This window comes from uncultured Erythrobacter sp., from assembly GCF_947499705.1.
GTDB lineage: Bacteria > Pseudomonadota > Alphaproteobacteria > Sphingomonadales > Sphingomonadaceae > Erythrobacter.
In genome coordinates this window covers 1,880,017-1,902,951 of record NZ_CANMPJ010000001.1, presented here as the reverse complement: position 1 = coordinate 1,902,951, position 22,935 = coordinate 1,880,017, and the positions used below count along the sequence as shown (strand labels likewise).

Here is a 22,935-nt window from a genome sequence, read left to right as displayed (position 1 = left end):
CTCTTACCATCCCCCTGAGGCGCCGCCGCCTCCGAAACTGCCGCCGCCACCTCTAAAGCTGGAGGAGCGCGAACCACCTGATGACCCACCACTTCTGGTCGTGATGCCTTTGCGACCGCGCCTATTGCCACCCGACGGGCTGAGTGTAGCAGTCCAAATGCCAAAACCGATTATCAGGACCGCGAGCACGATCATGCTTGCTGTCTCATACAGTTCGTCTTCTGCCAATTCGTCGAGCACTCTCTGAGCCTCATCCGGCGGCAGTTCAAGCTGTGTGATGATCCGTGCAACGCCAGCTTTGGTGCCGCGCGCCATGTAATTGTCGCGGAAATGCGGGCGGATGGTCTCACCGATGATATGCGAGGCCAGTGCATCGGTCATCACGCCCTCAAGGCCATATCCCACTTCGATCCGCATCTGGCGCTCGTTCGGAGCGATCAGCAACAGGATGCCGTTGTCTTTCTCCGCGCTGCCATTCGCGGCTTGTCCCAACTGCCAATGCCGGGCGAGGCGAGTGCCGTAATCAGCGATTTCGTAGCCCTGCAGCGTGCTGATAGTTGCGACCGCGAATTGGCGCGTCGTGGATTTCTCTAGTGCTTCGAGCTGTGCGGTGATTTCTGCTTCGTCTTCGTCGGTGAGGATGTTCGCCTGATCGACAACGCGCCCGGTGAGTTCCGGGAATTCCTGTGCGCTCGCGCTGGAAGCAGCTGCCAACGCGATCGCGCATAAGCCCCACAGAAGTGCGAAAGACCGAATGCCCAGCAAGGCAGGGTGCCGCGCCAGATGGTTACCGCTGTTCATCACCAACTTCCCGACGCTCCGCCGCCGCCGAAACTGCCGCCGCCACCCGAAAAGCTGCTGCCGCCGGAAAAGCCGCCGCTGCTGAAACCGCCGCTTGAAAAGCCGCTGCTGAAAGAGCTGGATCGGTAGGACGAGCGACCTCTGCCAGAGCCTCCCGGTTTGCCGCCGAACTTTCTCCATGCGGCTTCTTCAAGCCGGTGAAACAGCATGATCTCCTCCCGGCCCGTGATCGCTCCGATAAGCGAGATGATGGTGACGAGGATGAATGTGATTATGAAAAAAGCACCCAGCATCGGGATGTACGGTTCAAGGGCCAACTCGATTTCCCACAGCAGATCGTAATGCTCCTCGTAGTGCGGCTCAATCTCCAGGAAAGGAGCAGCAGGGACCACTTGGCCGGTGCCGTCCTCGAGCAGGAGCGCAGCGAGTCGATCGGTTCCCGCTGCAATCCCGCCGGGCAGATCGCCGTCCTTGAATTTCGGCACGATGTCGGCACGGATGATCCGGCTGGCGATAGCGTCGGTGATCACGCCTTCGAGGCCATATCCGACCTCGATCCGAACCTTCCGCTCGGTGGGCGCGACGATCAGGACAACGCCATTATCTTTCTCGCCTTCGTCTCCGGCGGTCTTGGCGCCTTGACCGATTTCCCACGCGCGGCCCAGCTGATAGCCGTAAACTTCGATGGAGAGGCCTTGCAGGTCATTGACCGTGGCGATCACCAATTGCCGCGTCGTAGCCTGCTCAATCGCTTCGAGCTTGGCGACAAGTTCTGCTTCTTGATCAACGGACAGGACTTCAGCCTGATCGACCACCCGGCCGCTCAGGGGCGGAAAATCCTGCGCAAAGAGCGGTTGAGAAGACAGCGAACACAGGCTGACGATTGCCAGGAAAAGCAATTGCCACGCCCGCGTCAGATTCCGTCCCCCCAAGCCGATGGCTACCAGCCTCCTGAGGCGCCGCCGCCACCAAATGATCCGCCGCCACCGGAGAATCCTCCGCCTCCGCCGAAGCCTCCTCCGCCGCCGCCACCACCGGACATGGCTCCGCGGACGATGGCGCTGCCGACCTCCCAAAGGATGATGTCGCGCGTCGTGCGGCCCCAGCCATCGTGGTCGTCATCATCATCGTCATCGTCGCGCTTGCCCCATGGGCCTTTGCCCTTGGCCCGGTATTTCCGGCTTCGTCCGCGAGATCGCAGCACGGGCAGGATGAAGAAAAAGAAGATAAAGCCGAGCCAGATCAGCCAGCCGACTGGGAAGCCGCCATCCCTGCTGCTGCTCTGTTGCTGAGCGCTCGCTTCTTGCGCAACGCGCGCCGCTTCGTCTGGCGGGAGCTGGAGCTGCGCGACGATGGCGTCAGTGCCCGCTACAATCCCACCTGGGAAATCGCCCTCGCGAAAGCGCGGCAGGATCTGGTTCTGGATGATCAGTGCAGATAGCGCGTCCGTCATGTAGCCTTCGAGGCCGTAGCCGACTTCGATCCGAACGCGGCGCTCATTGGGAGCGATCAGCAGCAAAGCGCCGTCATTGCGGGTCGCATCGCCAAGGCCCCATTCGCGGCCCAGCTGATAACCGTAATCGGCAATTTCATAGCCATCGAGGGTAGGGACTGTGGCGATCACCAACTGACGCTGCGATTGCGTTTCCAGCGCCGCGAGCTTGGCGGTCAGTTCCGCTTCGACGTTGTCAGGGATGATATTGGCGTTGTCGACGACGCGCCCGTCAAGCGCAGGAAATTCCGGCTGTGCAAGGGCGGGCGCCGCAAAAAGCAGCGCAAGCAATGCCAGCATGTTTGCAATCGACCGCATCACCAACTCCCACTCGATCCGCCGCCGCCGAACGACCCACCGCCGCCGGAAAAGCTGCTGCTCGATGAACTGCTGCTCCAGGAGCTGCTGCTGGACGAGCTTGATGACGAGTAGGTCGAAATGCTCGAGCCGCTGGGTCCGCCGCTATAGCTTGACGTCCGGTTGCCCCCGGAAATTCGCGAGATGAAGTAGATCCCGAAAATGAAGAGAGCCGGGCTGAACAGCAGGAACGGCAATAGCAAAAGAGCGGCCGTGAATCTGTCGCCTTTCTGGTCTTCCATGGCTTTCAAGGCTTCCTCATCGGTTAGCTGAAGGTGCGATACCAGCGCATTGGTTCCGGCCACGATCCCGGCGGGCATATCGCCGTTGCGGAACTGGGGCAGGATATTGTCGCCGATGATGTGCTGGCTGAATGCGTCTGTCATCACGCCCTCCAATCCATAGCCCACCTCGATCCGAACCTGACGCTCATTGGGTGCTACCAATAGCAGCATGCCGTCATTCCGCTGGGCATCACCCAGTTCCCATGCGCGGCCCAGTTGGTAGCCAAAGTCGGCAATTTCGTAGCCCTGAAGATCGGGCACTGTGGCGACCACAAGCTGCCGCTGAGTGTCAGTTTCAAGCGTTTCGAGCTGCACAGTCAATTGCCCTTCCGTCTCGGGCGGTATGATGTCGGCATTGTCCACTACGCGCCCGGTCAGTTCGGGGAATTCCGGCTGCGCGGCGAGGGGCGCGGCGATTAGCGCAAGCACGGTGCAAAGGAGGCGGAGTACCGTCGTCACGCGGCCTCTTTCAGCTCGATCGGCGTCACTTCACGGATAAGGCTGTCGACGCCCTCTGCAACGCCAACCTCGAAGTCGCCCTTGCGGAAGTGCGGCAGGATGTCGTCCTGGATAATTTGTGCAGCTTCTTCGTCTTTGACAGACGCTTCGAGTCCATAGCCGACTTCTATCCGAACCCTCCGTTCAGTGGGCGCAACCAGCAACAGCAGGCCATCATCGCGTTCAACGCTGCCGATACCCCAGGCGTTCGCCAGATCGAGCGAGTATTGTTCGATCGTCTGACCCTTCAGATCGGGCGTGGTGGCGACCACCAATTGCACCTGCGTATCCTGCTCCAACTGTCCGAGTTTGCGCGTCAAACCGTCCTCATACTGCGCATCGAACAGATCAGCCGCGTCAACAACGCGACCGGTCAATTCGAGCGCAGGAGTGGGCGGCGGAAGTTCAACTTCCTCCGCTTCCGCCGCGCAGCCTACAATCAGCAGCGCAGCGAAAGTGAGCAGGAATGGCCGAAACACCCCGATCAGTTCGACGTCAGGTCGAGCTCGGGAGCGGCCTCGGCACCTTCGGTTACGGCGGAGTAAGGCACCAGCGGTTCGGCACCATGAATGATGTTCGCGCCAATCGTGTCGGGGAAGGTGCGGATCGTGGTGTTATATTTGCGCACGGCTTCGTTGTAATCGCGCAGCGCCACCGCAATGCGGTTCTCCGTGCCTTCGAACTGACTCTGGAACGCAATAAAGTTCTGGTTCGACTTGATGTCCGGATACGCTTCGAAGCTTGCCAGAAGCCGGCCAATTCCTGCGCTCATCTGCGACTGAGCAGCTGCAAACTCAGCCATCTTGTCGGGGTCGTCGAGGTCGCTGGCCGTCACATTCACCGAAGTCGCCTTGGCGCGGGCTTCTGTCACTTCGCGCAGGATCGTCTGCTCGTTCTCAGCCGCGCCCTGGACGATTTCAGCAAGGTTCGGAATCAGGTTTGCACGCCGCTGGAATTGTACTTCGACGTCGCCCCATTTGGCTTTCGCCTCTTCCTCCGCTGCCGGAACCGAGTTGATCCCGCATGCGGCGAGGCTGAGCGAAGCGGCTGCCACCATGACGGCGCGAGTCATCGACTTGAAATTCATTGATATCCCTCCTGAAGACGCGCTGGCCACGCAGAAATGCGGCGCGCGAATTGTCCTGTGTTGTTGATATAGCACACCTTTGCCCGCTTTCAAGAAGTCCACAGGCTCGCTGTGGAAGCTTGGCATTGCGCCATGTGGCTGTAAAAAGCGCATTAACGAGACAAACTGGAGGGATCGTAATGTTTGCAGAATTCAAGGAATTTATCGCCAAGGGCAATGTGATGGAACTGGCCGTCGCGGTCATCATCGCAGGCGCTTTTGCTGTTATTGTCGCGTCGCTTACAGCTGACGTGATTATGCCGATTGTTGGTATGATCTTCGGCGATGTCGATTTCAGCAACAAATACATCGTCCTGTCAGGCGAAGTCGAAGCGGGCACCAGCCTTGAGGCGGCGCGCGAAGCGGGTGCCAATGTCCTCGCATGGGGCGCATTCGTAACGTCGATCATCAACTTCGTGATCCTCGCTTTCATCATCTTCCTGCTGGTTCGCTACGCTGAAAAGGCGAAAGCGAAGTTCGAAAAGTCGGAAGAGGAAGCACCGGCAGAGCCAGAAGGCCCGACCGAAATCGAGCTGCTGACCGAAATCCGGGATGCGCTGAAGAAGTAAGTTCAAAGAAAAAGGAAACGCCCGTCTCGCACAGCTGCGGGGCGGGTGTTTTTTGTTTTGCGCCCTCAATTGCCGGGCGCGAGCGATGTCCTCGCTTCGCTCGTTCAGCTTCGCTTCCCGGCTCGCTTGGCTCCGCCGCATAAGCGGCGACGGGCGGTCGCCCTTGCGACGCCTGCGGCGTCGACCCAGCGCGACCTAGATGGCTTGGTCGCGGAGCACGGGTCGCGAAGCGGCCCGCAAGGGCGACCGCCCGTCCGCAGGCCCAAACGGGCCGAGGAGATCGCACCCCGGATGGGGTGCGCAAAACAAAGAAGCTCTGTTGGCTGGGTGCAACCTTGGAGTCTGGCACTAGAGCTATGTTCACTTCCAATTTAGCAAGGAAGCGCTATGTAAGGAGCGTCGGGCAACCGACTATGGTGATAAATTGCTGCGTGCAATAGGCACAACGGACCCGGGGGCAGTACCCGGCGGCTCCACCACCTCCCTCGGTTTTCGCGGGGGAAATGACGGGGCCGAACTAGGATCGACGTGGGCTGAAAAGCGTAGTTTTTGCCCGGGCTGAGTACCCCGTAAAAATGTTCAAAACTCATAAGTGCAAACGATAACGAAGCACTCGCTCTCGCAGCGTAATTTGATGGCCTAACGGCCTGAATTTACAAAGCTAAAGCGCGGTTGGACCCACCGGGCAACAGAAGCGGATTCCGGGGCTCCGGGGGTAGCTAGCAACAGAAACCCCCACCAACATATTTCGAGGTTTTTTGATCACAATTGCTCCCAAACGCTGATCACTAAGACGATCGGCAATGCTGAACTGCCTGCTGCAGAACGATTGTTTCTGCTTGCAGGTTTTTGCGATCAAGATTCACCGAAAGACTTACAATGACAACCTCACATATACGACCGCTATTGGCGGGTGATTTGGCGCGTGTCGCCCATCTGGTCGACAGCAATGAGATGTTTCCTTCCGCCATGCTGCAGGAAATGACTGGCCCGTATCTCGGCGGAGAAACCGACGAGCATCGCTGGCTGGTTTTCGATGAGAACCGCGTGGACGGTGTCGCGTACTATGCCCCGGAACAACTCACTCAAGGGACTTGGAATCTGCTGTTGATCGCCGTCGATCCTGATGTGCACGGCAACGGTATAGGTGCCGCGCTTATGAATTTCGTCGAGGCTGAACTGGGTGGTCAAGCTGTTCGGATTTTGCTGGTCGAAACCTCGGGCACTCGCGAATTTAAACGGACGCGGGGGTTTTACGACATGCTTGGTTACGAGCGTGAGGCCCGCATCAGAGACTACTATGCGGATGGTGATGACAAGATCATCTTCCGAAAGGAGTTGATCTAACCATTGCGGGTCGGGATCGAAGCATCTCGGCCCGCAATCATTGTTCAATCCGCTTTGGTCGGTCTACGAATCAGCTTCATTAGAAAGAAGGGGTATTGAAATGCTGACCTTAACTGTCGCGGCTCCCTTGCTCGTGCTTCAGGCTTCTGCCAGCGCGTGCACCATCCCTGACCCAGAATTCTCGATGACGACCGAGCCGGACGAGAACATCGCCGCCGAGGTTTACCTTCCCTGTGAAGGGCAAGATGCGGAGGGGCTGGTCAATGCCTTCATTGAGAGAGAAGGCAAGCCGATCGAATCCGAGATCACGTTCGACGAACGCGATGTTGAGGTCGCGATGACGGGACTGTCCGAACCGGAAGGCGATGAAAAGACGGCAATTATTCGCCGTGCAGAGCAGGTGGACGACACAAAACCGTATGTCTGCCGTGTCCACAAACCGACTGCCGGCGATGCAGCGGCATGGCGGGCAGTCCAGTGGTGCCTGACCTTTGTTGTAGGGCCGACCATGACCGTAAAGATCAAGCCGCCTGAAACGCCTCAGGAACAGGAGCAGGCTATCTCGACGATCTGAGCTTGTGCTCCAGCGCCTTCTCTTTTTGCCTGGCCAGCTTTCTTAGCCGTGAAGCTCGTCGCTTGAGCCACTTGGGGTCATCTTTATTGTCTGGATCGTGGACTCTGGCGAGGTATCCGTCGGCGAGTTTGTCCAGCTCCTCAAATGTGTAGCTGCCCATACCGTGCAGCCCGAATAGGCGACCTTGCTCGACCTTTGCCACGTTACTCGAATTCGGCGACCGCCGCGTCTTTCGCCTTCACTTCGGCCAGTTCCTGTTTGGCTTTCAGGCCGTCGAGGATTGCTGCGCCGCCAAGGAATACCGCCCCGCTGGTCGCTAGGAACAGCAGCTGGCCTCCGATGCCGGGATAATCGGTCAGGTAGGCCGCGCCGCGCGTCATCGCGCCGAGTGCCAGCGCGTAGATAATCACGAAGGCTTCGAACCGGTTCTTGATTACGAACAGCCTTCCAATTTTGCGCAGCATGCGGTCTCCTTTGCGTTAACCTCTTGAGTAGCAAGGCCTATGCCAACGGCGGGTTGGTGCGGGTCTGCTTGGTTAACGTTGGATGGAGTGTAAGCGCCTCCGACGGCTATGCCAAACGCGTTAACCCAATTGGGCGAGGTCAAGCGCGGCGAGCAGTGCTGCACGCGCGGTGATCACCGTTTTGGCGAGCGTTTCTGAGCCGATGTCTGCTGGGTCGATCTGTTCAGGCCAATAATGCGACAGGATGCCTGCGATTGTGTCCGCCGTGGCCTCGTTGAGCAGGAAGCGCGGATCGACGGTCGAAGGATCGCACACAACGCGCAGGCGCAGGCAGGCGGGGCCGCCGCCATTGGCCATGCTCTGACGGACATCGACCGGGATGATGTGCTTGATCGGCCCGTTTCCGGCCATCATCCGCTCGCAATAGGCCCAGACCGATGCGCTCTCGCGGCATTCCTCGGGCACGATCAGGGCCATGGTCCCATCGGGCTGCGAGACCAATTGCGCGTTGAACAGATAGGTGCGGATCGCCTCTTCGATGCTGACCGCATCGCTCGGCACTTCGACCACTTCGAGCGAAGGGAACGCCGCGCGGATGGCATCATAGGCACCCTGCTGATCGGCAAACGCTTCGGCATGGGTGAACAACACCCGCTCATTGGCGACCGAGACGACGTCGTTGTGGAACGCACCTGCTTCGATAGCGGCAGGGTTCTGTTCGACGAAGACAGTGCGTGCCGGGTCAAGGCCATGCGCGCGGGCGACGAGGCGGCTGGCCTGTTCATGCTGGCGAGCCGGGAATTTGCCGCCGGGGCGACCATAGACGAACACTTCGACCCCGGCGCTGCCATGGCCTTCGCATAGACGCATGTGGTTGGCTGCACCCTCATCGCCGAACGTCATTGGCGCGATGTCGTGCACGGTAAAGTGGTCGCGATTGCCGAACGCCACTTCGAGCATGCGTTTGGTGTCAGGCCATTCCTGCGCGCGGTGCAGCATGGTTACGAGGTTGGCGGGAGTGAGATGACACTTGCCGTCTTTGGTGTCCGGCGCGGGTGAAACGGTAGCCGCATTGGCGGTCCACATGCTCGAAGCCGACCACGGCGCTGCGCGCAATTGCGCGGCTTCAGTGCCGTCATAGGCGAGAGTCTCGGTGAGCGCGGTGTTGGGCCGGGGCAGGGGCAGCAGAAAGCCCTGATGACCAAGCCGCGCCAGGTTGCCGCGCATCTTCTCCAGCCCCTGTAACGCAGCGGCGCGCGGGTAGGACGGATCGCCTTTGTGGCTGGCACTGGCGATATTACCGAGGCTGAGACCGGCGTAATTGTGCGAGGGGCCAACGATCCCGTCGAAGTTGATTTCGGTGAGGCTCATCGTCCGACACTCCAAACCGTATCACCAGCGCTCACATCTAGCGCGTCTGCAGCCACGGCGTCGATTGCTATCCCGCCATCACTGTCAAACTTGCGCGCGCCATAGCAGGCGCGGAATGTTTCCAGCTTACCGGTAGCCAGGATGGCGCGCTCGCCCTCTGGCAGATCGACATCGGTGATTGTTGCCGACGTGCTGCCTTTCACGCTGGTCACATCGTCGGTGCGCGCGATCATGCTGGGGCCGCCGTCGAAAATGTCGACATATCCTTCGTAGCGGAAGCCTTCGTTTTCGAGCATTCGCATTGCGGCGCGGCCGGTGGGGTGGGGCACGCCGATTACACTGCGCGCATCGTCGCTCAGCATGGCGACATAGACCGGGTGTTTGGGCATCAAGTCAGCAATGAACTGATTGCCGTTGATCGCGTTGAAATAGTCGGCATCCTGAAAGCTCATGCCGAAGAAACGCCCGGCAACCCCATCCCAGAATGGAGATCCGCCGCGTTCGTCGATAATACCGCGCAGCTCTGCGAGGATCTTGTCGGCGAAACGCTGGCGGTGCATCGCGACGAACAGATACCGCGATCGCGCGAGGAGCAGACCGAGGCCCCCGGCGCGTTCGTTGGGGTGGAGGAAGAGCCCGCCAACTTCGCTCGACCCTTCGAGATCGGTGACGAGGCTCAGCAATTCGGCGCGGACCGTGCGGTCGAGTTCCTGCGAATATTGGGTCAACGTATTGAGCCGGTAGGAATAAAACGGCCATTGCTGCCCCACCTTGGTCATCAACTGGCAAGTGCCTGCGACCTTTTTGGTCTGGAGGTTTTCGAGCACGAGTACGAACTGCTCATCGACCAGCTCGTCTTGGGTGTTGGCAAAGGCTTCTGCCGCGCGTTCAAGTTTGCCGCCAAGCGCCTTGCGATCAGGAGGCAGATTGGTGAAGCCGCCGCCGGTGAGTTTGGCCATTTCATAGAGATGTTCGAGATCGGAGATGCGCGCGGCGCGCAGGCGAAAGGTCAAGTCAGTGCCCCCTGAGAAAGACGTTCGATAACGCGCGCAGACAAAGCCGCGCGCTCTGCAAGGCTGGATACAATCAGGAACTCATCGGCGGAATGGATAGAGCCTCCGCGCACGCCCATTGTGTCGACCACCGGCACCCCGCAGGCAGCGATATTGTTGCCGTCACATACGCCGCCGGTCGATTTCCAGTTGATCTGCTGCCCCAGTTCCGCGCCGCATTCACGTACGAGATCGAACAGTTTCTGCGCGCGATCATCAACAGGTTTGGGTGGACGAGTGACGCCGCCATGGCGATGGGCAGTGATCTCGTGGTCGCTTTCAATGCTGCGCAGCAAAGCATTGAGACTGTTATCAAAACCTTCCATCGCTTCGGTGCTCTTCGGGCGGATGTTGAAGCGCAACACTACGTGATCAGGGACCACGTTGTTTGGCCCTCCGCCTTCGAGCTTGGCCGGGTTCACGGTGATGTCTTCCCGCTCCATCGCTTTGAGGCGCAGGATCAGATCGGCGGCGGCGACAAGCGCGTTGCGACCCTCATGTGGATTGCGCCCGGCATGCGCGGATTTGCCTTTGAGCGTGATCGAATAGTTCCCAGTGCCTCCGCGAGCATGGGCCAAGGTGCCGTCGGGCAGGGCAGCTGGCTCGTAAGTAAGCGCTGCCAGTTTACCCTGCGCCATTTCTGCGATCAGATCGGAGCTGGCGAGCGAGCCGGTTTCTTCATCGGAATTGATCAGCACATCGTAGCCGAGCGATCCGGCGGAAGCGGTCTCCTCAAACGCCAATAGCGAATGCAGGATCACCGCGATGCCGCCTTTCATGTCGGCGACGCCGGGGCCGTTCAGCACATCGTCTTCCAGCCAAGTCTGCTGCTGGAACGGGTGATCCTTGGGAAACACCGTGTCCATATGCCCGGTCAGCAGGATGCGGCGATTGGCGGTCGGGCGGACACGCAAGACGAGGTGCTGGCCATTGGCTTTCTCGAACTCGCTGCCATCGGCGGCGATTCCCGTCACGGGGGCCGGATCGACCATCTCGACCTCTCCCGGCAGAGCGGAAAACGCATCGGCAAGCGCGACGGCCTGTTTTTCCAGACCTTCCAGATGGCCGGTACCGGTGTTGATCGCGCACCATGACTGGACCTGATCCAGCATCGCAGTAGCGTCAAACCTGTCGAGAGTTTCGGATTTCATTAGCGACTATCTCTAGACTGCAATTTCGGGCGTTCCAACCCGTTGCAAATGCCGGAGTGTTTCGCCATATCGCACCCGTCCTCCTCCCCAGGCCCAACTCAAATGGTGTCGTGAGGACCTTAATGACCATGCATGTTGATCGCGCCGGGCTGCACATTGATGAGCGGCTGGCGACTTTCCTTGAAACTGAAGTGCTCGCTCCGCTTGGCCGAGATGTTGGCAGCTTCTGGCAGGGTTTTGCGGCGCTGCTGGCCCATTTCGCCCCCCGTAATGCCGCACTGCTCGCCAAGCGTGAAGACCTACAGGCGCAGATCGATGTCTGGCATGTAGAGCGCCGTGGGCAGCCGCACAATGCGGCCGAATACGAGGCGTTCCTGCGCGAAATCGGTTATCTCGTCCCGGAACCGGGCGACTTCCAGATCGGCACCCAGAACGTCGATCCCGAAATTGCCACCATGGCCGGGCCTCAGTTGGTGGTGCCGATCCTCAACGCACGGTTCCTGCTCAACGCCGCCAATGCGCGCTGGGGCAGCCTGTACGACGCATTTTACGGCACCGATGCGCTCGATGCACCGTCAGCTAAACCGGGCGGATACGACAAGGCGCGCGGGGACGCCGTGATCGCGCGAGGACGCGAATTTCTGGACCAGGCGCTACCGCTGGTGGACCAGAGCTGGGCCGACCTCAAAGACGAAAACGATGGCACACTTCAGGATGAAAGCCAGTGGGTGGGCTTCACCGAGAATGGGCTGCTGTTCCGAAACAACGGATTGCACATAGAGGTGGTGTTCGACCGGTCGACGCCAGTGGGAGCCGACGACAAGGCTGGCATTGCCGATATTGTTATCGAGAGCGCTCTGACAACAATCGCTGACTGCGAAGACTCCGTTGCGGCGGTCGATGCCGAGGACAAGCTGCTCGCTTACACCAACTGGCTTGGTGTGATCCGCGGCGATTTGGAAGAGAGCTTCGAGAAAGGCGGCAAGACACTTACCCGCAAGCTGGCTGGCGACAAGTCCTACAAGGATGGCTCAGGCGCCGAGCATCAGCTGTCAGGCCGCAGCCTGATGTTCGTGCGCAATGTCGGTCATCTGATGACCAATCCGGCGATCCGGCTCCCCGATGGCAGAGAGATACCAGAAGGTATCATGGATGCGGTCTTTACCAGCGCGATCAGCGCGCTCGATGTCGAGGGTCACGCGAAATACGGCAATTCCAAGAACGGTTCCATCTACATCGTGAAGCCCAAGATGCACGGGCCGGAAGAATGCGCCTTCACCAACGATCTGTTCGATGCGGTCGAGGATTTGCTTGGCCTGAACCGTCACACGATCAAGGTTGGCGTCATGGACGAAGAGCGCCGCACTAGCGCGAATCTCGGCGCGTGCATCCACGCTGTGAAAGACCGGATTGTGTTCATCAACACCGGATTTCTTGATCGCACTGGGGATGAAATCCACACCTCGATGCAAGCCGGGCCGATGATGCGCAAGGGCGCGATGAAGGGGTCGCCTTGGCTCCAAGCTTACGAAGCGCGCAACGTCGCCATTGGTCTTAAGCACGGCCTCTCAGGCAAGGCGCAGATCGGCAAGGGCATGTGGGCCGCACCCGATCTGATGGGGCGGATGATGGTCGAAAAGATCGGTCACCTGCGCGCCGGAGCCAACACAGCATGGGTGCCGTCGCCGACAGCAGCGACATTGCACGCGCTCCACTATCACCATGAGAACGTTTTCGATATTCAGAAGGGGCTCCCCGAACCGGCAGACCTCGATGCACTGCTCACCATCCCGCTGGCCGAGAACACCAATTGGCCAGAAGACGAATTGCGCGATGAACTCGATAACAACGCGCAAGGCTTGCTTGGCTATGTCGTGCGCTGGGTGGATGCCGGGGTAGGCTGCTCCAAGGTGCCCGACATCAATGACGTTGGCCTCATGGAAGACCGCGCGACTCTGCGCATATCCTCACAACATATCGCCAACTGGCTGCATCACGGCGTCGTGAGCGAGGAGATGGTCATGGAATCGCTCACCCGCATGGCGGCGAAGGTCGACGCGCAGAACGCTGGCGATCCGAGCTACGTTCCGCTGATCGGCAACGAGGATGGCGCAGCCTTCAGCGCGGCGAAAGACCTGATCTTCAAGGGTGTAGAGCAGCCCAGCGGCTATACTGAGCCGCTGTTGCACCAATGGCGGCAGGTGAAGAAAGCGGGTTAGAGCATTCAACACGATTGCTCTGGGATCGGCCATTCGCGTTTGACGTTGGACCGCGACCTTCGTACCTTTTTCAGGTGACCCCGACAGATCGTTTTGAAGCTCTTGAAAGCCAGCGGGAGCCCGTTCCCAAAATTGTCTTGCGGTCGCGGAACGACGGCAAGCGCATCACCATCGATGCGGCAATTCTGATTGAACAATACGCCATCGATGTTGCGGACACGCTGCTCGTCCTCGATGAAGACACGCCGTATGAGGAGCAGCTGCACCTTGTGCTCGTTCGCAAGAACAGAATCCTCGATCACATCGTAATCGGCACAATCTATTCGAGCGGTATTTTCAAAGAGGTAGGCGCAGCAAACAACACTTTGCGGTTTCGCTTTGAAAGCGACGCGGTATGGTCTTTGTCGATCGATTCTGCGGGTCGCAGGGTCTTTGGCGGGCTACCGCGCGGCGCGCGCAGGCGTGGCGGCCTCTTCGCCCGCCGCCATTTGTTTCTCGAATACGGAGAGGTTGTGTGACTCAGAGACAGATGGATCCCAATACGGAACAGGCGATCCGTGCGCTCGAAAGCTCAGCCATCAATTTCGCGTACCAGTTCATCAACATCTCATCGGTCCGCTCACGATACATCCAGGAAGCGCAGAAGATCAGCGAATCTCTACGCAACGCCTACCGGAGTGGAGAAATGTCGGCGCGTGCAGCTGCTGAATCCGCACATGGCATGCGCAACAAGCTTCTGGATGTGCAGCGCGCGCGTTCCGCTTCGCTCGGGAGAGCGCTTGCGAGAAATCTCAAGGCCAATGGCTTGGCATTGGATGACTTGCTGGAGCGTCTGTCGCGGCGATTGTACGACGGGAAGACGTTCTCTCAGCTCGACAACGCGCAGCAGACGCGGGTCTATCTCGAAGTGGTCGAATCCGCCGGGCGACCGCGGGCAAGTGCGACCCGGTTCGCGGCGAGGGCCGGGGCGGCAGGACGAGCGTTGTTCCTGATCGGGATCGGCATTGCGGTCTACAACATCGCCAATGCAGAAGACCCCGCGTGGCAAACCGGCCGCGAGGTGTCGAACATTGCCGGCGGCCTGGGTGGCAGTATCGCAGCGGGCGCGCTAGCGGGTGTCTGGCTGGGCCCGGTAGGTGTTGCCGTCGGCGCATTTGTCGGCGGTGTGGCCGGAGCATTGCTCGCCGACCAGGCCTATGTCGCGGCGGTTGGCCCGTCGGACCAGCAGGCTGGAGCATTCATCGATCGGTTCACAAGCTTCTGGAGTACCGACGAGGTGGGGCTGGCGCGCGCGATGTACCGGGAGATCGGAATCGACCTCGACCGGGTGCACGCAATCTTCCTCGCCCTCGATGAAAGCTACACCAGCGATGTCGACGAGATTGCGCTGCTCTATTCGCAGCGTGTGTTGCGGGGCGGCGGCAACGTATTGCAGGCCCTGCGGCTGAACAGCGACCTGCGAAATACGCTAATCCGAGTGATGGACGAAGGGTGGACCACAAGCGAAGAACGCCAGATGATGGCGCGGCTGCGTGCGCTCCGATGACGCAGAAGGCCCGTGACAAGGGCCCTGAGTGTAAAGCCCCGAATTTCTCTTACAGCAGCGTGTTTTCTTCGACTGCCTTGGCCACTTCCGCGCCGTGTTCTGCCTGCAGTTTGAACTTCTGCAGCGAGCTTTGCACCGATGCGGCCATGGTCGCGACTTCCTGAGTGAACTCGCCCATTCGAAGCCCGTCGAAGAAAGTCGTCTCGCATGTGAGTGTCAGGCGGCACTTGTCGTCGCCCAGCGGCTCGAGTTCGTAGGTCTCGTGATTGTATGCCAGATTGCCCATCGACGGCTTGATCACGCAGCCAAAGGCGTACTTGCGATGGGGCACGGCCTCGGTCACGAGGAATTCGAACACAACATCGTCCATGAACGGCATGACCATTTCGAACTGGCCGGGCTTGCCGGGCACTTCGCGGACCTCGTTGCCTGTGGCGCGCTTGGCATTGCGCGGATCAGCCCAGTCGATCAGGGCGTAGACTTCCTCGACCGAGCGGTCGATTTCGACCTCCGAACCCATTTCAACGGGCCCTTCGGGGGCCATTTTCGGTTTGAACAATCCCAACATACCGCGTCCACCTGCGCTAATTTGCGAGGAGGCGTAGCAGCGTTTGGTTAAGGTTTGGCTAGCGCTCGGGCGAGCTGGACGAATTCCGCCACGCTCACCGTTTCGGCGCGTCGGGTTTCATCGATGCCGAGCGATTTCAGGGCATCCAGAGCTTCCGGCACCCCCTTTAGGCTTTGGCGCAGCATCTTCCGCCGCTGACCGAACGCGGCTTCCGTCAAGCGCTCAAGCGTCCTCGCCGCCACACCATTAGGCGCTTCATCCGGAGTAACATGCACGATTGCGCTCATCACTTTAGGCGGCGGGGTGAAGGCGCTGCGGTGCACTTTCATCGCAAGCTTCGCCTCGGCCCGCCATTGGGCAAGCACCGCAAGCCGCCCGTAAGCGCCGGAGTTTGCTTTGGCGACAATCCGCTCCGCCACTTCGCGCTGGAACATCAGCGTAAGGGATTGCCATTGCGGCGGCCATTTTTCGCCGCTCAGCCACTTCACTAATAACGCGGTGCCAACGTTGTAGGGCAGGTTGGAGAGGATGTGGAACGGCTCGCCGTTCATCAGTTCTCCGTGGTCGATCTTCATCGCATCGCCTTCGATCACCGAAAGCCGACCGGGAAACGCTTCGCCCAGTTCCTCGAGCGCTGGCAGGCAGCGGCGATCCATTTCGATGGCCGTGACCCGAGCGCCCGCTCGCAAAAGCGCGCGGGTTAGCCCGCCGGGACCGGGTCCGACTTCCAGCACGGCTTTGCCCGCAAGATCACCCGGAAGCGCAACGATGCGGTCAAGCAATTGCTCGTCGAGCAGGAAGTTCTGGCCGAGTGCCTTGGACGCGCTGAGGCCGTGGCGGGCGATAACATCCCGCAGAGGTGGAAGCTCAGTCATTTGGACCTGTCGCCGCGCGCGCGGTGGCCATCTCGCTCGCCATCCGGATGGCGGCCAGCATCGCACCGGGATCGGCGATGTTCTTTCCCGCAATGTCGAACGCGGTCCCGTGATCGGGCGAAGTGCGGATGATCGGGAGGCCGAGTGTGACATTCACGCCTTCGGCGAATTCGAGCGCTTTCAGCGGGATCAGCGCCTGATCGTGATACATGCAAAGCGCTACGTCGTAGGTTTCGCGGGCGCGGGGGGTGAACAGCGCGTCGCCGGGGACTGGCCCAACTACGTCGATGCCTTCTGCTTTCAGTGCCGCAATTGCTGGTTCGATGATCCGTGCTTCTTCGTCACCGAACTGGCCGCCTTCGCTGGCATGGGGGTTGAGGCCAGCGATGGCCAGTCGCGGGCTTTCAACACCAAAGTCGCCGCGCAATGCGGCGGCGGTGATGCGAGCCTTGTGAATGATCAAGTCTTGCGAGAGCTTGCCCGGAACTTCGGCGAGCGCGACATGGACAGTTAGCGGGACCGTGCGCAAAGAAGGCCCGGCAAGCATCATCACCGCATCATGCACTGTGAGACCGCATGCACCCGCGAGACACTCCGTCTGTCCGGGGTAGTCGAAACCAACCGAAGCAAGCTGCGCCTTGGCCACCGGTGCGGTCACCATGCCGGAAACCTCGCCAGCAAGCACAAGCCTGGTCGCCCATTGCAGTGAAGTCAGTGCAAGCTGCGCTCCAGCGGCGCTCGGCTCGCCCGGGGTGTAAGGCGCATCGAGGCCTGCGAGGACCGGAAGGCCCGCGTGAAAGGCGAATTCGGCCTCATGTGCCTCGGCAATCGGAACAAGCGGACAGTCGATCCCGCGCGTGTCTGCAGCGGCGCGCAACACTTCCATGCCGCCAACTACGAAGAAAGGCCGCGTGGTCCGATCGCCCTTCAGGCGGTCATAGCTGGCGCAAATAATCTCTGGCCCGATCCCCGCCGGATCGCCCAAACTGACTGCGAGCGGGAAATCGGACGGGGCGTGGCTGCTCAATTGTATTCGATATATGCGTCGTTGCGCAGATCGCGCAGATAACGCTGAGCGCGCTTGGTGATACGGTCTTGCTCAATCTGCTGTTCTACAGTTGCGAAGGTCGGACCGCCCGCCTGCTCGGGCTCCTCACGTCCGCAGAGCATCAGGACCCGGACGCCTTCTTCGACAGAACCGAAAGCCGGAGTGGTCTGACCGATTTGCAGGTTGAGTATGATCCCTTGCAATTGCTCTGGGAGCGAGCGTGCGCGGATCTGGTCATTCGAAACGACCGATGCGCCGATCCGGGCACCTGCTGCCTCTGCATCCGCACAGCCGCGCAGGTTCTGCACGAAAGTGCCGAATTCGTTGACCTTCGCTTCAGCTGCAGCCTGTTCCATGCCCGGATCGAAACTGATCGAGATCTGTTTCAGGCTGAGCACTGCGTCTCGCGGGTCGGCCATCAGAACCTGGCGCTTGTCGATCAGGTAAAGGATCGAGAATCCGCCCGGAATCTCGATCGGTCCGACAAGCTGTCCGGGCTGCAGATTGCGCGCTGCGGTGGCGAGGGCCGGGGGCAATTGCCCGAGGCGCACGAAGCCGAGATCGCCGCCGACAACAGCAGTGGTCGCTTCGGAGAACTGCCGTGCATAGGCGACGAAACTGCCGCCGCCGCGCAATTGCTCCATAATCCGCTCGGCATTCTGAAGCACGCTTTCGCGGTTTTCACGGGTTGCCGAAAGATAGATCTCGCCGAGCCGATACTCTTCCGTCCCACGTGATTCCTCGAGCCGGGCGAGCACGTCGTTCACTTCCTCTGCCGCGACATTGACGAATGGCGTGATGTTGCGGCGAAGCAGGTTTTCCCAGGCGATTTCGCCTTCGATCTGGCGCTTGAGCGCGTTTGCCGAAGACCCGACCGAAACGAGATACTCGTCCATCTTTTCGGGTTCTTGACCAAAATTCTGCGCTGCGAGTTGATTGTAGGTCTGATTGATTTCGGCGCGCGTCACCGGCATTTCCAGCGCCTCGGCGGCCTGAATTTTGAGGGTTTCATCGATCAGGTTGCGCAGCACTTGCACGCGAAGCCGGTTCAGCTCTTCTTCTGTCACTTCTGCATTTGACGCCGACGTGACTAGTGCCACGCGTTGATTGACGTCAGTACCGGTGATGACAAACCCGTTCACGACAGCGGTTGCGGAACGTTCGTTCGGGTTTTCGGGCCCGAGAATGTTGATGCTTTCCGGCAGTCCAAACGGATTGTCCGCAGTCGGAACAGCAGTGGTTTGTGCAGCGGCAGGTGCTGAGGCGAGGCCAAACAGACCCGCCATGGCTATTGCTGCGCACGATTTCGAAAACGCCTTGAATGTCACTGTAATCAATCCCGATTTTATCAAACTGGAGTACCACGCTTTCCCTCGACCGTGGCATTTCGCTTTTGTCTGTCGCCGAATGCCCGAGCGCGGCTTAACCGCGGCTGAGTCCGGCTTTTTCCCGTCCCGCACCCATTAGCCACTTTTATTTGCCGTGCCAATCGGCGGCTGGGGATGGTTTCCGGCGGCTCAGCGGGAGCTCAGATTGCGGAGCGCAAAGAACAGCTGGCTCGCGTCTACCGGAACCCGAGGTTCCGTAGCGCAAAGAACAGCTGGCCCGCGTCTACCGGAACCCGAGGTTCCGTAGCGCAAAGAAAAGCTGGAAGGTGTTTCCGCGCTCGGCGTCACCTGCGGTGATAAAGTCACGCCGCCATGTCAGGCCGAATTCGATGCAGTCGTCCTGGTAGGCGACGCCAAGCCGGGTGCGGATCGGTTCGAATCCGTCCGGGGAAAAGGTTGGGTCTTCATCGGCACCGGTCAGGTTGAACACGCCGGACCCGAACACCGACCAATTGTTGGTAACGGCGACCCGCCCAGCGGCGCGAAATTCCTCGCGGTCCTGCAAATCCTCAACGGTGGTGATGTCGCGGTTGAGGCGCAGGTAACCGACTTCCATATAGGTGCGGCGTGATCCGATAGTGGCGTCGATTTCATTGCGGCGGATGGCGAGATTGTCTTTGTCGAGCCTGAATCGGTGCGTGAATTTCAGGAAATCGCGATAGCGCACCTCCGCGCGACCAACGAAGTCAGATACCCGTCCGGATAGTCCGGTGCCGTCCGGAAACTCGTCGCCCTGCGCTTCAAGCCGGTAGGATTGGCCGACATTGGCCTTCACACGCCAGCTCGGTTTGTTGAGTTCCCAGTCGACCCCCCACGTCACCCGCACTCCGTCTTCGACCCGGTCGTATCCGGGGAAGCGGTTAAGCGCGAACAGATTGGAATCCTCCAGGTCGATGGCGCGCGCGTCTTCGTTGGGCACGGCGAGATTGCGGATCTTGGGGCTGGCAACCAGTTGCACCCGCGGCGTGAATATCTGCGTCCCGCCAAAGGCTTCACCAACGAATGGCCATTCTACGTCGACCGCAGCCGTCGCGATGCCGCGAGCGGTGAAGCCTTCATTGCCGCGATAGATTTCGGTCACCGTCGAAAGCGTATCGTTGGTGTTGTAGACATCGCCGCGCACGAGGGCGGTCAGGGTCACGACCTGACCGAAATTGGTCAGAGTGCTGAGGTTCCATGTCGCCCCGGCAAAAGCGCGTTGGGTATCCTGCCCCTCGGTGCGGATCAGACTGAGCGTGTTCGCCTGCAATTGGATCTCACCGCCCAAAACCGGGTCGTCTATCAGGCGCCGGTAATCGAAAGCGGGCAGTGCGACCGGGATCTGACCCTGCTCGGCATTGATCCGCAGCGTCTGCGTAGCCCATCCGGCGAGTGACAGGTACGATTTGTCGTCGATCCGCTCCAGATTGATGGTCGAGCGCAAACGGTCATCGCGGCTGAGATCGTAGCGCCGCAGGAAGGTCCGGTCGCTGGCAGCGCGGATTGATCCGGTCAGGCTCCATTCGGGCGTCAGTTGGAACTTCCCGTTGGCGAACAGATACCCGCGCGGATCGCTCTCGGTGGTCGGGACACCGGTGAAATCGGCGACGCGGCTGCTGGAAGTGGCGTATCCTGTGATCTGGTACGCTCCTTTCTCCGTCAGGTGACGCCACTCGGCGGAGACCATCGGAGCCACTTCGGAGAAGACAAAGGCACCCAGCGTCAGATCCTTGTTATCGGCCAGGCGCCAGTAATATTCGCTCGAAACTTCGACACCGTTGACGTTGGAGACCCGGATGTTCGGTACAAGGAAGCCGGACTCGGCTCTCCCGTCGGTGCGCAAGGCGAGGCCGGGCAGAGGCAGGATACGCGCGCCGAACAGTTCCAGCATCGCGCCGTCGAACTGCACCCGGTTTTCTTCGGGGTCATAGGTGACCCGGTCGGCGGTGATCCGCCAGCTCGGATCTTTGGCGCAGTCATCTTCGCCTGTGACAGCGCAGGCGGTGTAGGCGGCATCTGTCAAGATGACTGTGCCATCTTCACCGCGCTCGCCAGATCGTGCCGCCAATCGTCCGCCTGCACGCAGCGCGACGAGCAATTCCTCCATTGCGCCTGCTTCGAACTTGTCGGTGAGTTCTATCGAATCGGTGAAAAGTTGATTGCCGCGCTCATCGACGAAGCGGACATTGCCATTTGCGAAGATCATGCCGCTTTTGCGGTCCCACACCACTTCATCTGCGACGACCGAGCGATCATCGCTGCGCAGAACAACATTGCCGCGTGCTGTTATGACGTCAGCCACGTTGTCGTAAGCGAGCTGATCGGCTTCGAAGTCGATCCGCTCGCCGGAACTTTCTAACAGCGCCTCATCCAGCGTGATCGGTTCGGGCGGCGTATCTAACAAGCCGGTCGGATTGCCGGAGCCCTCTTGCTCCATTGCCCGCTCGATAGCCTCGATTTCTTCTTCGCTCGGCGTTTCGGACTGGGCTGCAGCGGGAGCTGCCAAAACCATTGGCGCAGCCACAAGCGCAGCGGCCAGCGCCGCCCGAGCGGAGGCCAGCTGCGATGATGCGCGCACATTTGCAGCGGTAACCAGTAAAACAGCTACCTTTGAACCTCCCGACATGCCTTGCCTATCGCACCGCTCGCGCCTAATCGCAATCGCCATTCCAATGCCCGTTTCTCGGCACCGACAAGCCGTTTCGTGCGTTCGTTAAATCTGTCCCCAGCGGCCCCCAGAGCTGTCAGCCAATTGCGGAGAAAGCATGCAAATCCAATTCACCGAAACATCCCCTGCCAATGTCCGGCTAGTTGCCCGGGTCGTGAATCAGGGGGATGCGCTGGCCGATCTTGATGCGGCGCTGACAGATGGCGCGCACGCCGCGCGCTTTGCCGGGCGCACCGGTCAGGTGTTCGAAGGGTTTGCCATGGACGAAGGCTCGCTAAAGCGGGTTGCCTTGACCGGTGCCGGTGAAAGCGCAGCGGCGAACCGTCGGCTGAATGTTGAAAAGGCTGGCGCGGCGCTGACCGCGAAGTTCCTGACTTCCGGCGAGACCGCTATGGTGCTCGATCTCGGCCATGCCGATCTGTCGGGCGAGGAAGCGGCCGCTGTCTTGCTCGGTGTGCGGCTACGCGCATGGCGGCACGACAAATATCGCACCAAACTCGCCGCTGAGAAGCGCCCATCGCTAGAGCAGGTCCATGTCATCGGCGCGCCAGCCGGGACCGAAGACGCGTGGGAAACAGCATCTGCCATCGCCAAGGGTGTCGAGTTCACTCGCATGCTCGTCGCCGAGCCTGCCAACATCGTCTATCCGGAGAGCTTTGTCGCTTTGTGCGAAGAAGCGTTCGAAGGCACCGGTGCGGAAATCACAGTGCTCGATGATGACGCAATGGCTGAACTTGGCATGGGCGCATTGCTAGGCGTGGGGCAGGGCTCCGAGCGGCCTTCGCGTCTGCTGGCGATCTCCTGGAATGGCGGCAAGCCTGACGAACAACCGACCGTGTTTGTCGGCAAGGGCGTCACCTTCGACACCGGCGGCATCTCGCTAAAGCCGCCTCCCGGTATGGAAGACATGAAGTGGGATATGGGCGGCGCAGGCGCGGTCGCGGGCGGCATGCTCGCGCTGGTTTCGCGCAAGGCCAAGGCGAATGTCGTCGCGGTGATGGGCCTCGTCGAGAACATGCCCGATGGCAAAGCGCAGCGTCCTGGCGATGTTGTGACCACCATGAGCGGCCAGACGGTCGAAGTGCTCAACACCGATGCCGAAGGGCGGCTGGTGCTGTGCGACGCGCTGCATTGGGCTCAGGAAGAATACGATCCCGCGCGCATCATCGATTTCGCCACGCTGACTGGCGCGATGATCATCGCACTGGGCCACGAACATGGCGGGCTTTTTTCTAACGACGATGATCTTTCGGAGCAGCTGCTGGGCGCAGGCAAGACGACCGGTGACAAGCTCTGGCGCCTGCCGATTGGTCCGGCCTATGACAAACTGATCGATTCTCCGATCGCCGACATCAAGAATGTCGGGCCGCGTCCGGCAGGCTCGATCACGGCCGCACAGTTCCTACACCGCTTCATCAAGAAGGGCACGCCGTGGGCGCATTGTGACATTGCGGGCATGGTCTGGGCCGACAAGCCCGGACACACTTGGGACAAAGGCGCGACCGGCTATGGCGCGCGTCTGATCGACCAGTTGGTCTCGGAAAACTTCGAAGGATAA

At 60.1% G+C, this 22,935-nt stretch carries 22 protein-coding genes and 1 other RNA gene; 8 read left to right on the top strand and 15 right to left on the bottom strand.

The window, feature by feature from the left end; genetic code table 11:
- Positions 1-3: 3 nt before the first annotated feature.
- From Q0837_RS09125 to Q0837_RS09100, 6 genes are read right to left on the bottom strand one after another with little or no spacing between them, the layout of a single operon-like run.
- Positions 4-801, bottom strand: coding sequence for a TPM domain-containing protein (locus Q0837_RS09125; RefSeq protein ID WP_298467886.1), 798 nt, complete (start codon positions 799-801; stop codon positions 4-6).
- Complete coding sequence (locus Q0837_RS09120) at positions 801-1,733, bottom strand: TPM domain-containing protein (RefSeq protein WP_298467883.1); 933 nt, start codon at positions 1,731-1,733, stop codon at positions 801-803. Before Q0837_RS09120 ends, Q0837_RS09125 begins: the two co-directional genes overlap by 1 nt.
- An 8-nt stretch (positions 1,734-1,741) precedes the next feature.
- Entirely contained in the window at positions 1,742-2,611 is an 870-nt protein-coding gene (locus tag Q0837_RS09115; RefSeq protein WP_298467881.1) for a TPM domain-containing protein, read from the bottom strand.
- On the bottom strand, positions 2,611-3,393 hold the full coding sequence (locus tag Q0837_RS09110) for a TPM domain-containing protein (protein WP_298467879.1): 783 nt from the start codon (positions 3,391-3,393) through the stop codon (positions 2,611-2,613). The genes Q0837_RS09115 and Q0837_RS09110 overlap by 1 nt, the downstream gene beginning before the upstream one ends.
- Complete coding sequence (locus Q0837_RS09105; RefSeq protein ID WP_298467877.1) at positions 3,390-3,911, bottom strand: TPM domain-containing protein; 522 nt, start codon at positions 3,909-3,911, stop codon at positions 3,390-3,392. The genes Q0837_RS09110 and Q0837_RS09105 overlap by 4 nt, the downstream gene beginning before the upstream one ends.
- A gap of 5 nt (positions 3,912-3,916) precedes the next feature.
- Complete coding sequence (locus tag Q0837_RS09100; RefSeq protein WP_298467875.1) at positions 3,917-4,519, bottom strand: LemA family protein; 603 nt, start codon at positions 4,517-4,519, stop codon at positions 3,917-3,919.
- Between the two features lie 179 nt (positions 4,520-4,698).
- Between Q0837_RS09100 and mscL the strand changes: the two genes are divergently transcribed.
- The 4 genes from mscL to Q0837_RS09080 all read left to right on the top strand — a co-directional run bounded on the left by mscL (position 4,699) and on the right by Q0837_RS09080 (position 7,048).
- Positions 4,699-5,127, top strand: coding sequence for a large conductance mechanosensitive channel protein MscL (mscL, locus tag Q0837_RS09095; protein ID WP_298467872.1), 429 nt, complete (start codon positions 4,699-4,701; stop codon positions 5,125-5,127).
- A 359-nt stretch (positions 5,128-5,486) separates the two neighbouring features.
- Positions 5,487-5,831: a transfer-messenger RNA gene (ssrA, locus tag Q0837_RS09090) on the top strand.
- Between the two features lie 175 nt (positions 5,832-6,006).
- Positions 6,007-6,474: a GNAT family N-acetyltransferase gene (locus Q0837_RS09085; protein WP_298467869.1), complete on the top strand. Its 468-nt coding sequence runs from the start codon at positions 6,007-6,009 to the stop codon at positions 6,472-6,474.
- Between the two features lie 100 nt (positions 6,475-6,574).
- Positions 6,575-7,048: a hypothetical protein gene (locus Q0837_RS09080; protein ID WP_298467866.1), complete on the top strand. Its 474-nt coding sequence runs from the start codon at positions 6,575-6,577 to the stop codon at positions 7,046-7,048.
- A 203-nt stretch (positions 7,049-7,251) separates the two neighbouring features.
- Here the strand turns inward: Q0837_RS09080 and Q0837_RS09075 are convergent, their stop codons facing one another.
- From Q0837_RS09075 to Q0837_RS09060, 4 genes are all read right to left on the bottom strand, one after another.
- A complete protein-coding gene (locus Q0837_RS09075) occupies positions 7,252-7,512 on the bottom strand; it encodes a hypothetical protein (protein WP_298467862.1) in 261 nt (86 codons plus the stop codon).
- Positions 7,513-7,632: 120 nt separating this feature from the next.
- Positions 7,633-8,883, bottom strand: coding sequence for an N-succinylarginine dihydrolase (locus tag Q0837_RS09070; RefSeq protein ID WP_298467861.1), 1,251 nt, complete (start codon positions 8,881-8,883; stop codon positions 7,633-7,635).
- Positions 8,880-9,896 carry an arginine N-succinyltransferase gene (locus tag Q0837_RS09065; protein ID WP_298467858.1) on the bottom strand — a complete coding sequence of 339 codons (1,017 nt, stop codon included), beginning with the start codon at positions 9,894-9,896 and terminating at the stop codon, positions 8,880-8,882. The genes Q0837_RS09070 and Q0837_RS09065 overlap by 4 nt, the downstream gene beginning before the upstream one ends.
- Positions 9,893-11,086 carry a hydrolase gene (locus Q0837_RS09060; protein WP_298467856.1) on the bottom strand — a complete coding sequence of 398 codons (1,194 nt, stop codon included), beginning with the start codon at positions 11,084-11,086 and terminating at the stop codon, positions 9,893-9,895. Before Q0837_RS09060 ends, Q0837_RS09065 begins: the two co-directional genes overlap by 4 nt.
- Before the next feature lie 122 nt (positions 11,087-11,208).
- Here Q0837_RS09060 and Q0837_RS09055 point away from each other — a divergent pair, with 122 nt between their 5' ends.
- From Q0837_RS09055 to Q0837_RS09045, 3 genes are all read left to right on the top strand, one after another.
- Positions 11,209-13,305 (top strand): malate synthase G, encoded by a 2,097-nt coding sequence (locus Q0837_RS09055; protein ID WP_298467853.1) that lies wholly within the window; start codon positions 11,209-11,211, stop codon positions 13,303-13,305.
- A gap of 137 nt (positions 13,306-13,442) precedes the next feature.
- On the top strand, positions 13,443-13,823 hold the full coding sequence (locus Q0837_RS09050) for a hypothetical protein (protein WP_298467851.1): 381 nt from the start codon (positions 13,443-13,445) through the stop codon (positions 13,821-13,823).
- A complete protein-coding gene (locus Q0837_RS09045) occupies positions 13,820-14,851 on the top strand; it encodes a bacteriocin class II family protein (RefSeq protein WP_298467848.1) in 1,032 nt (343 codons plus the stop codon). Before Q0837_RS09050 ends, Q0837_RS09045 begins: the two co-directional genes overlap by 4 nt.
- Before the next feature lie 49 nt (positions 14,852-14,900).
- Here the strand turns inward: Q0837_RS09045 and Q0837_RS09040 are convergent, their stop codons facing one another.
- From Q0837_RS09040 to Q0837_RS09020, 5 genes are all read right to left on the bottom strand, one after another.
- On the bottom strand, positions 14,901-15,371 hold the full coding sequence (locus Q0837_RS09040) for an SRPBCC family protein (protein ID WP_298467846.1): 471 nt from the start codon (positions 15,369-15,371) through the stop codon (positions 14,901-14,903).
- A 95-nt stretch (positions 15,372-15,466) separates the two neighbouring features.
- A complete protein-coding gene (gene rsmA / locus Q0837_RS09035) occupies positions 15,467-16,294 on the bottom strand; it encodes a 16S rRNA (adenine(1518)-N(6)/adenine(1519)-N(6))-dimethyltransferase RsmA (protein ID WP_298467844.1) in 828 nt (275 codons plus the stop codon).
- Positions 16,287-17,321 carry a 4-hydroxythreonine-4-phosphate dehydrogenase PdxA gene (gene pdxA / locus Q0837_RS09030; RefSeq protein WP_298467840.1) on the bottom strand — a complete coding sequence of 345 codons (1,035 nt, stop codon included), beginning with the start codon at positions 17,319-17,321 and terminating at the stop codon, positions 16,287-16,289. The genes rsmA and pdxA overlap by 8 nt, the downstream gene beginning before the upstream one ends.
- A complete protein-coding gene (locus Q0837_RS09025) occupies positions 17,318-18,628 on the bottom strand; it encodes a peptidylprolyl isomerase (protein ID WP_298467838.1) in 1,311 nt (436 codons plus the stop codon). Before Q0837_RS09025 ends, pdxA begins: the two co-directional genes overlap by 4 nt.
- A 325-nt stretch (positions 18,629-18,953) precedes the next feature.
- Positions 18,954-21,335: an LPS assembly protein LptD gene (locus Q0837_RS09020; protein WP_298467837.1), complete on the bottom strand. Its 2,382-nt coding sequence runs from the start codon at positions 21,333-21,335 to the stop codon at positions 18,954-18,956.
- 139 nt (positions 21,336-21,474) lie between these two features.
- On the opposite strand from Q0837_RS09020, the gene Q0837_RS09015 reads away from it, so the two are divergent.
- The gene (locus tag Q0837_RS09015) at positions 21,475-22,935 is read left to right on the top strand and encodes a leucyl aminopeptidase (RefSeq protein ID WP_298467834.1); all 1,461 of its coding nucleotides are present in this window, start codon (positions 21,475-21,477) and stop codon (positions 22,933-22,935) included.

What these genes read in the sequence shown, in the direction of transcription:
- Q0837_RS09085 (WP_298467869.1), top strand. Translation starts at nt 6,007, where the DNA reads ATGACAACCTCACATATACGACCGCTATTGGCGGGTGATTTGGCGCGT.
- Q0837_RS09055 (WP_298467853.1), top strand. Translation starts at nt 11,209, where the DNA reads ATGACCATGCATGTTGATCGCGCCGGGCTGCACATTGATGAGCGGCTG.
- Q0837_RS09100 (WP_298467875.1), bottom strand. Translation starts at nt 4,519, where the DNA reads ATGAATTTCAAGTCGATGACTCGCGCCGTCATGGTGGCAGCCGCTTCG.
- Q0837_RS09020 (WP_298467837.1), bottom strand. Translation starts at nt 21,335, where the DNA reads ATGTCGGGAGGTTCAAAGGTAGCTGTTTTACTGGTTACCGCTGCAAAT.
- Q0837_RS09040 (WP_298467846.1), bottom strand. Translation starts at nt 15,371, where the DNA reads ATGGGTTCGGAGGTCGAAATCGACCGCTCGGTCGAGGAAGTCTACGCC.
- rsmA (WP_298467844.1), bottom strand. Translation starts at nt 16,294, where the DNA reads ATGACTGAGCTTCCACCTCTGCGGGATGTTATCGCCCGCCACGGCCTC.
- Q0837_RS09015 (WP_298467834.1), top strand. Translation starts at nt 21,475, where the DNA reads ATGCAAATCCAATTCACCGAAACATCCCCTGCCAATGTCCGGCTAGTT.
- Q0837_RS09025 (WP_298467838.1), bottom strand. Translation starts at nt 18,628, where the DNA reads ATGGCGGGTCTGTTTGGCCTCGCCTCAGCACCTGCCGCTGCACAAACC.
- Q0837_RS09070 (WP_298467861.1), bottom strand. Translation starts at nt 8,883, where the DNA reads ATGAGCCTCACCGAAATCAACTTCGACGGGATCGTTGGCCCCTCGCAC.
- Q0837_RS09080 (WP_298467866.1), top strand. Translation starts at nt 6,575, where the DNA reads ATGCTGACCTTAACTGTCGCGGCTCCCTTGCTCGTGCTTCAGGCTTCT.
- Q0837_RS09115 (WP_298467881.1), bottom strand. Translation starts at nt 2,611, where the DNA reads ATGCGGTCGATTGCAAACATGCTGGCATTGCTTGCGCTGCTTTTTGCG.
- mscL (WP_298467872.1), top strand. Translation starts at nt 4,699, where the DNA reads ATGTTTGCAGAATTCAAGGAATTTATCGCCAAGGGCAATGTGATGGAA.
- Q0837_RS09060 (WP_298467856.1), bottom strand. Translation starts at nt 11,086, where the DNA reads ATGAAATCCGAAACTCTCGACAGGTTTGACGCTACTGCGATGCTGGAT.
- Q0837_RS09075 (WP_298467862.1), bottom strand. Translation starts at nt 7,512, where the DNA reads ATGCTGCGCAAAATTGGAAGGCTGTTCGTAATCAAGAACCGGTTCGAA.
- Q0837_RS09125 (WP_298467886.1), bottom strand. Translation starts at nt 801, where the DNA reads ATGAACAGCGGTAACCATCTGGCGCGGCACCCTGCCTTGCTGGGCATT.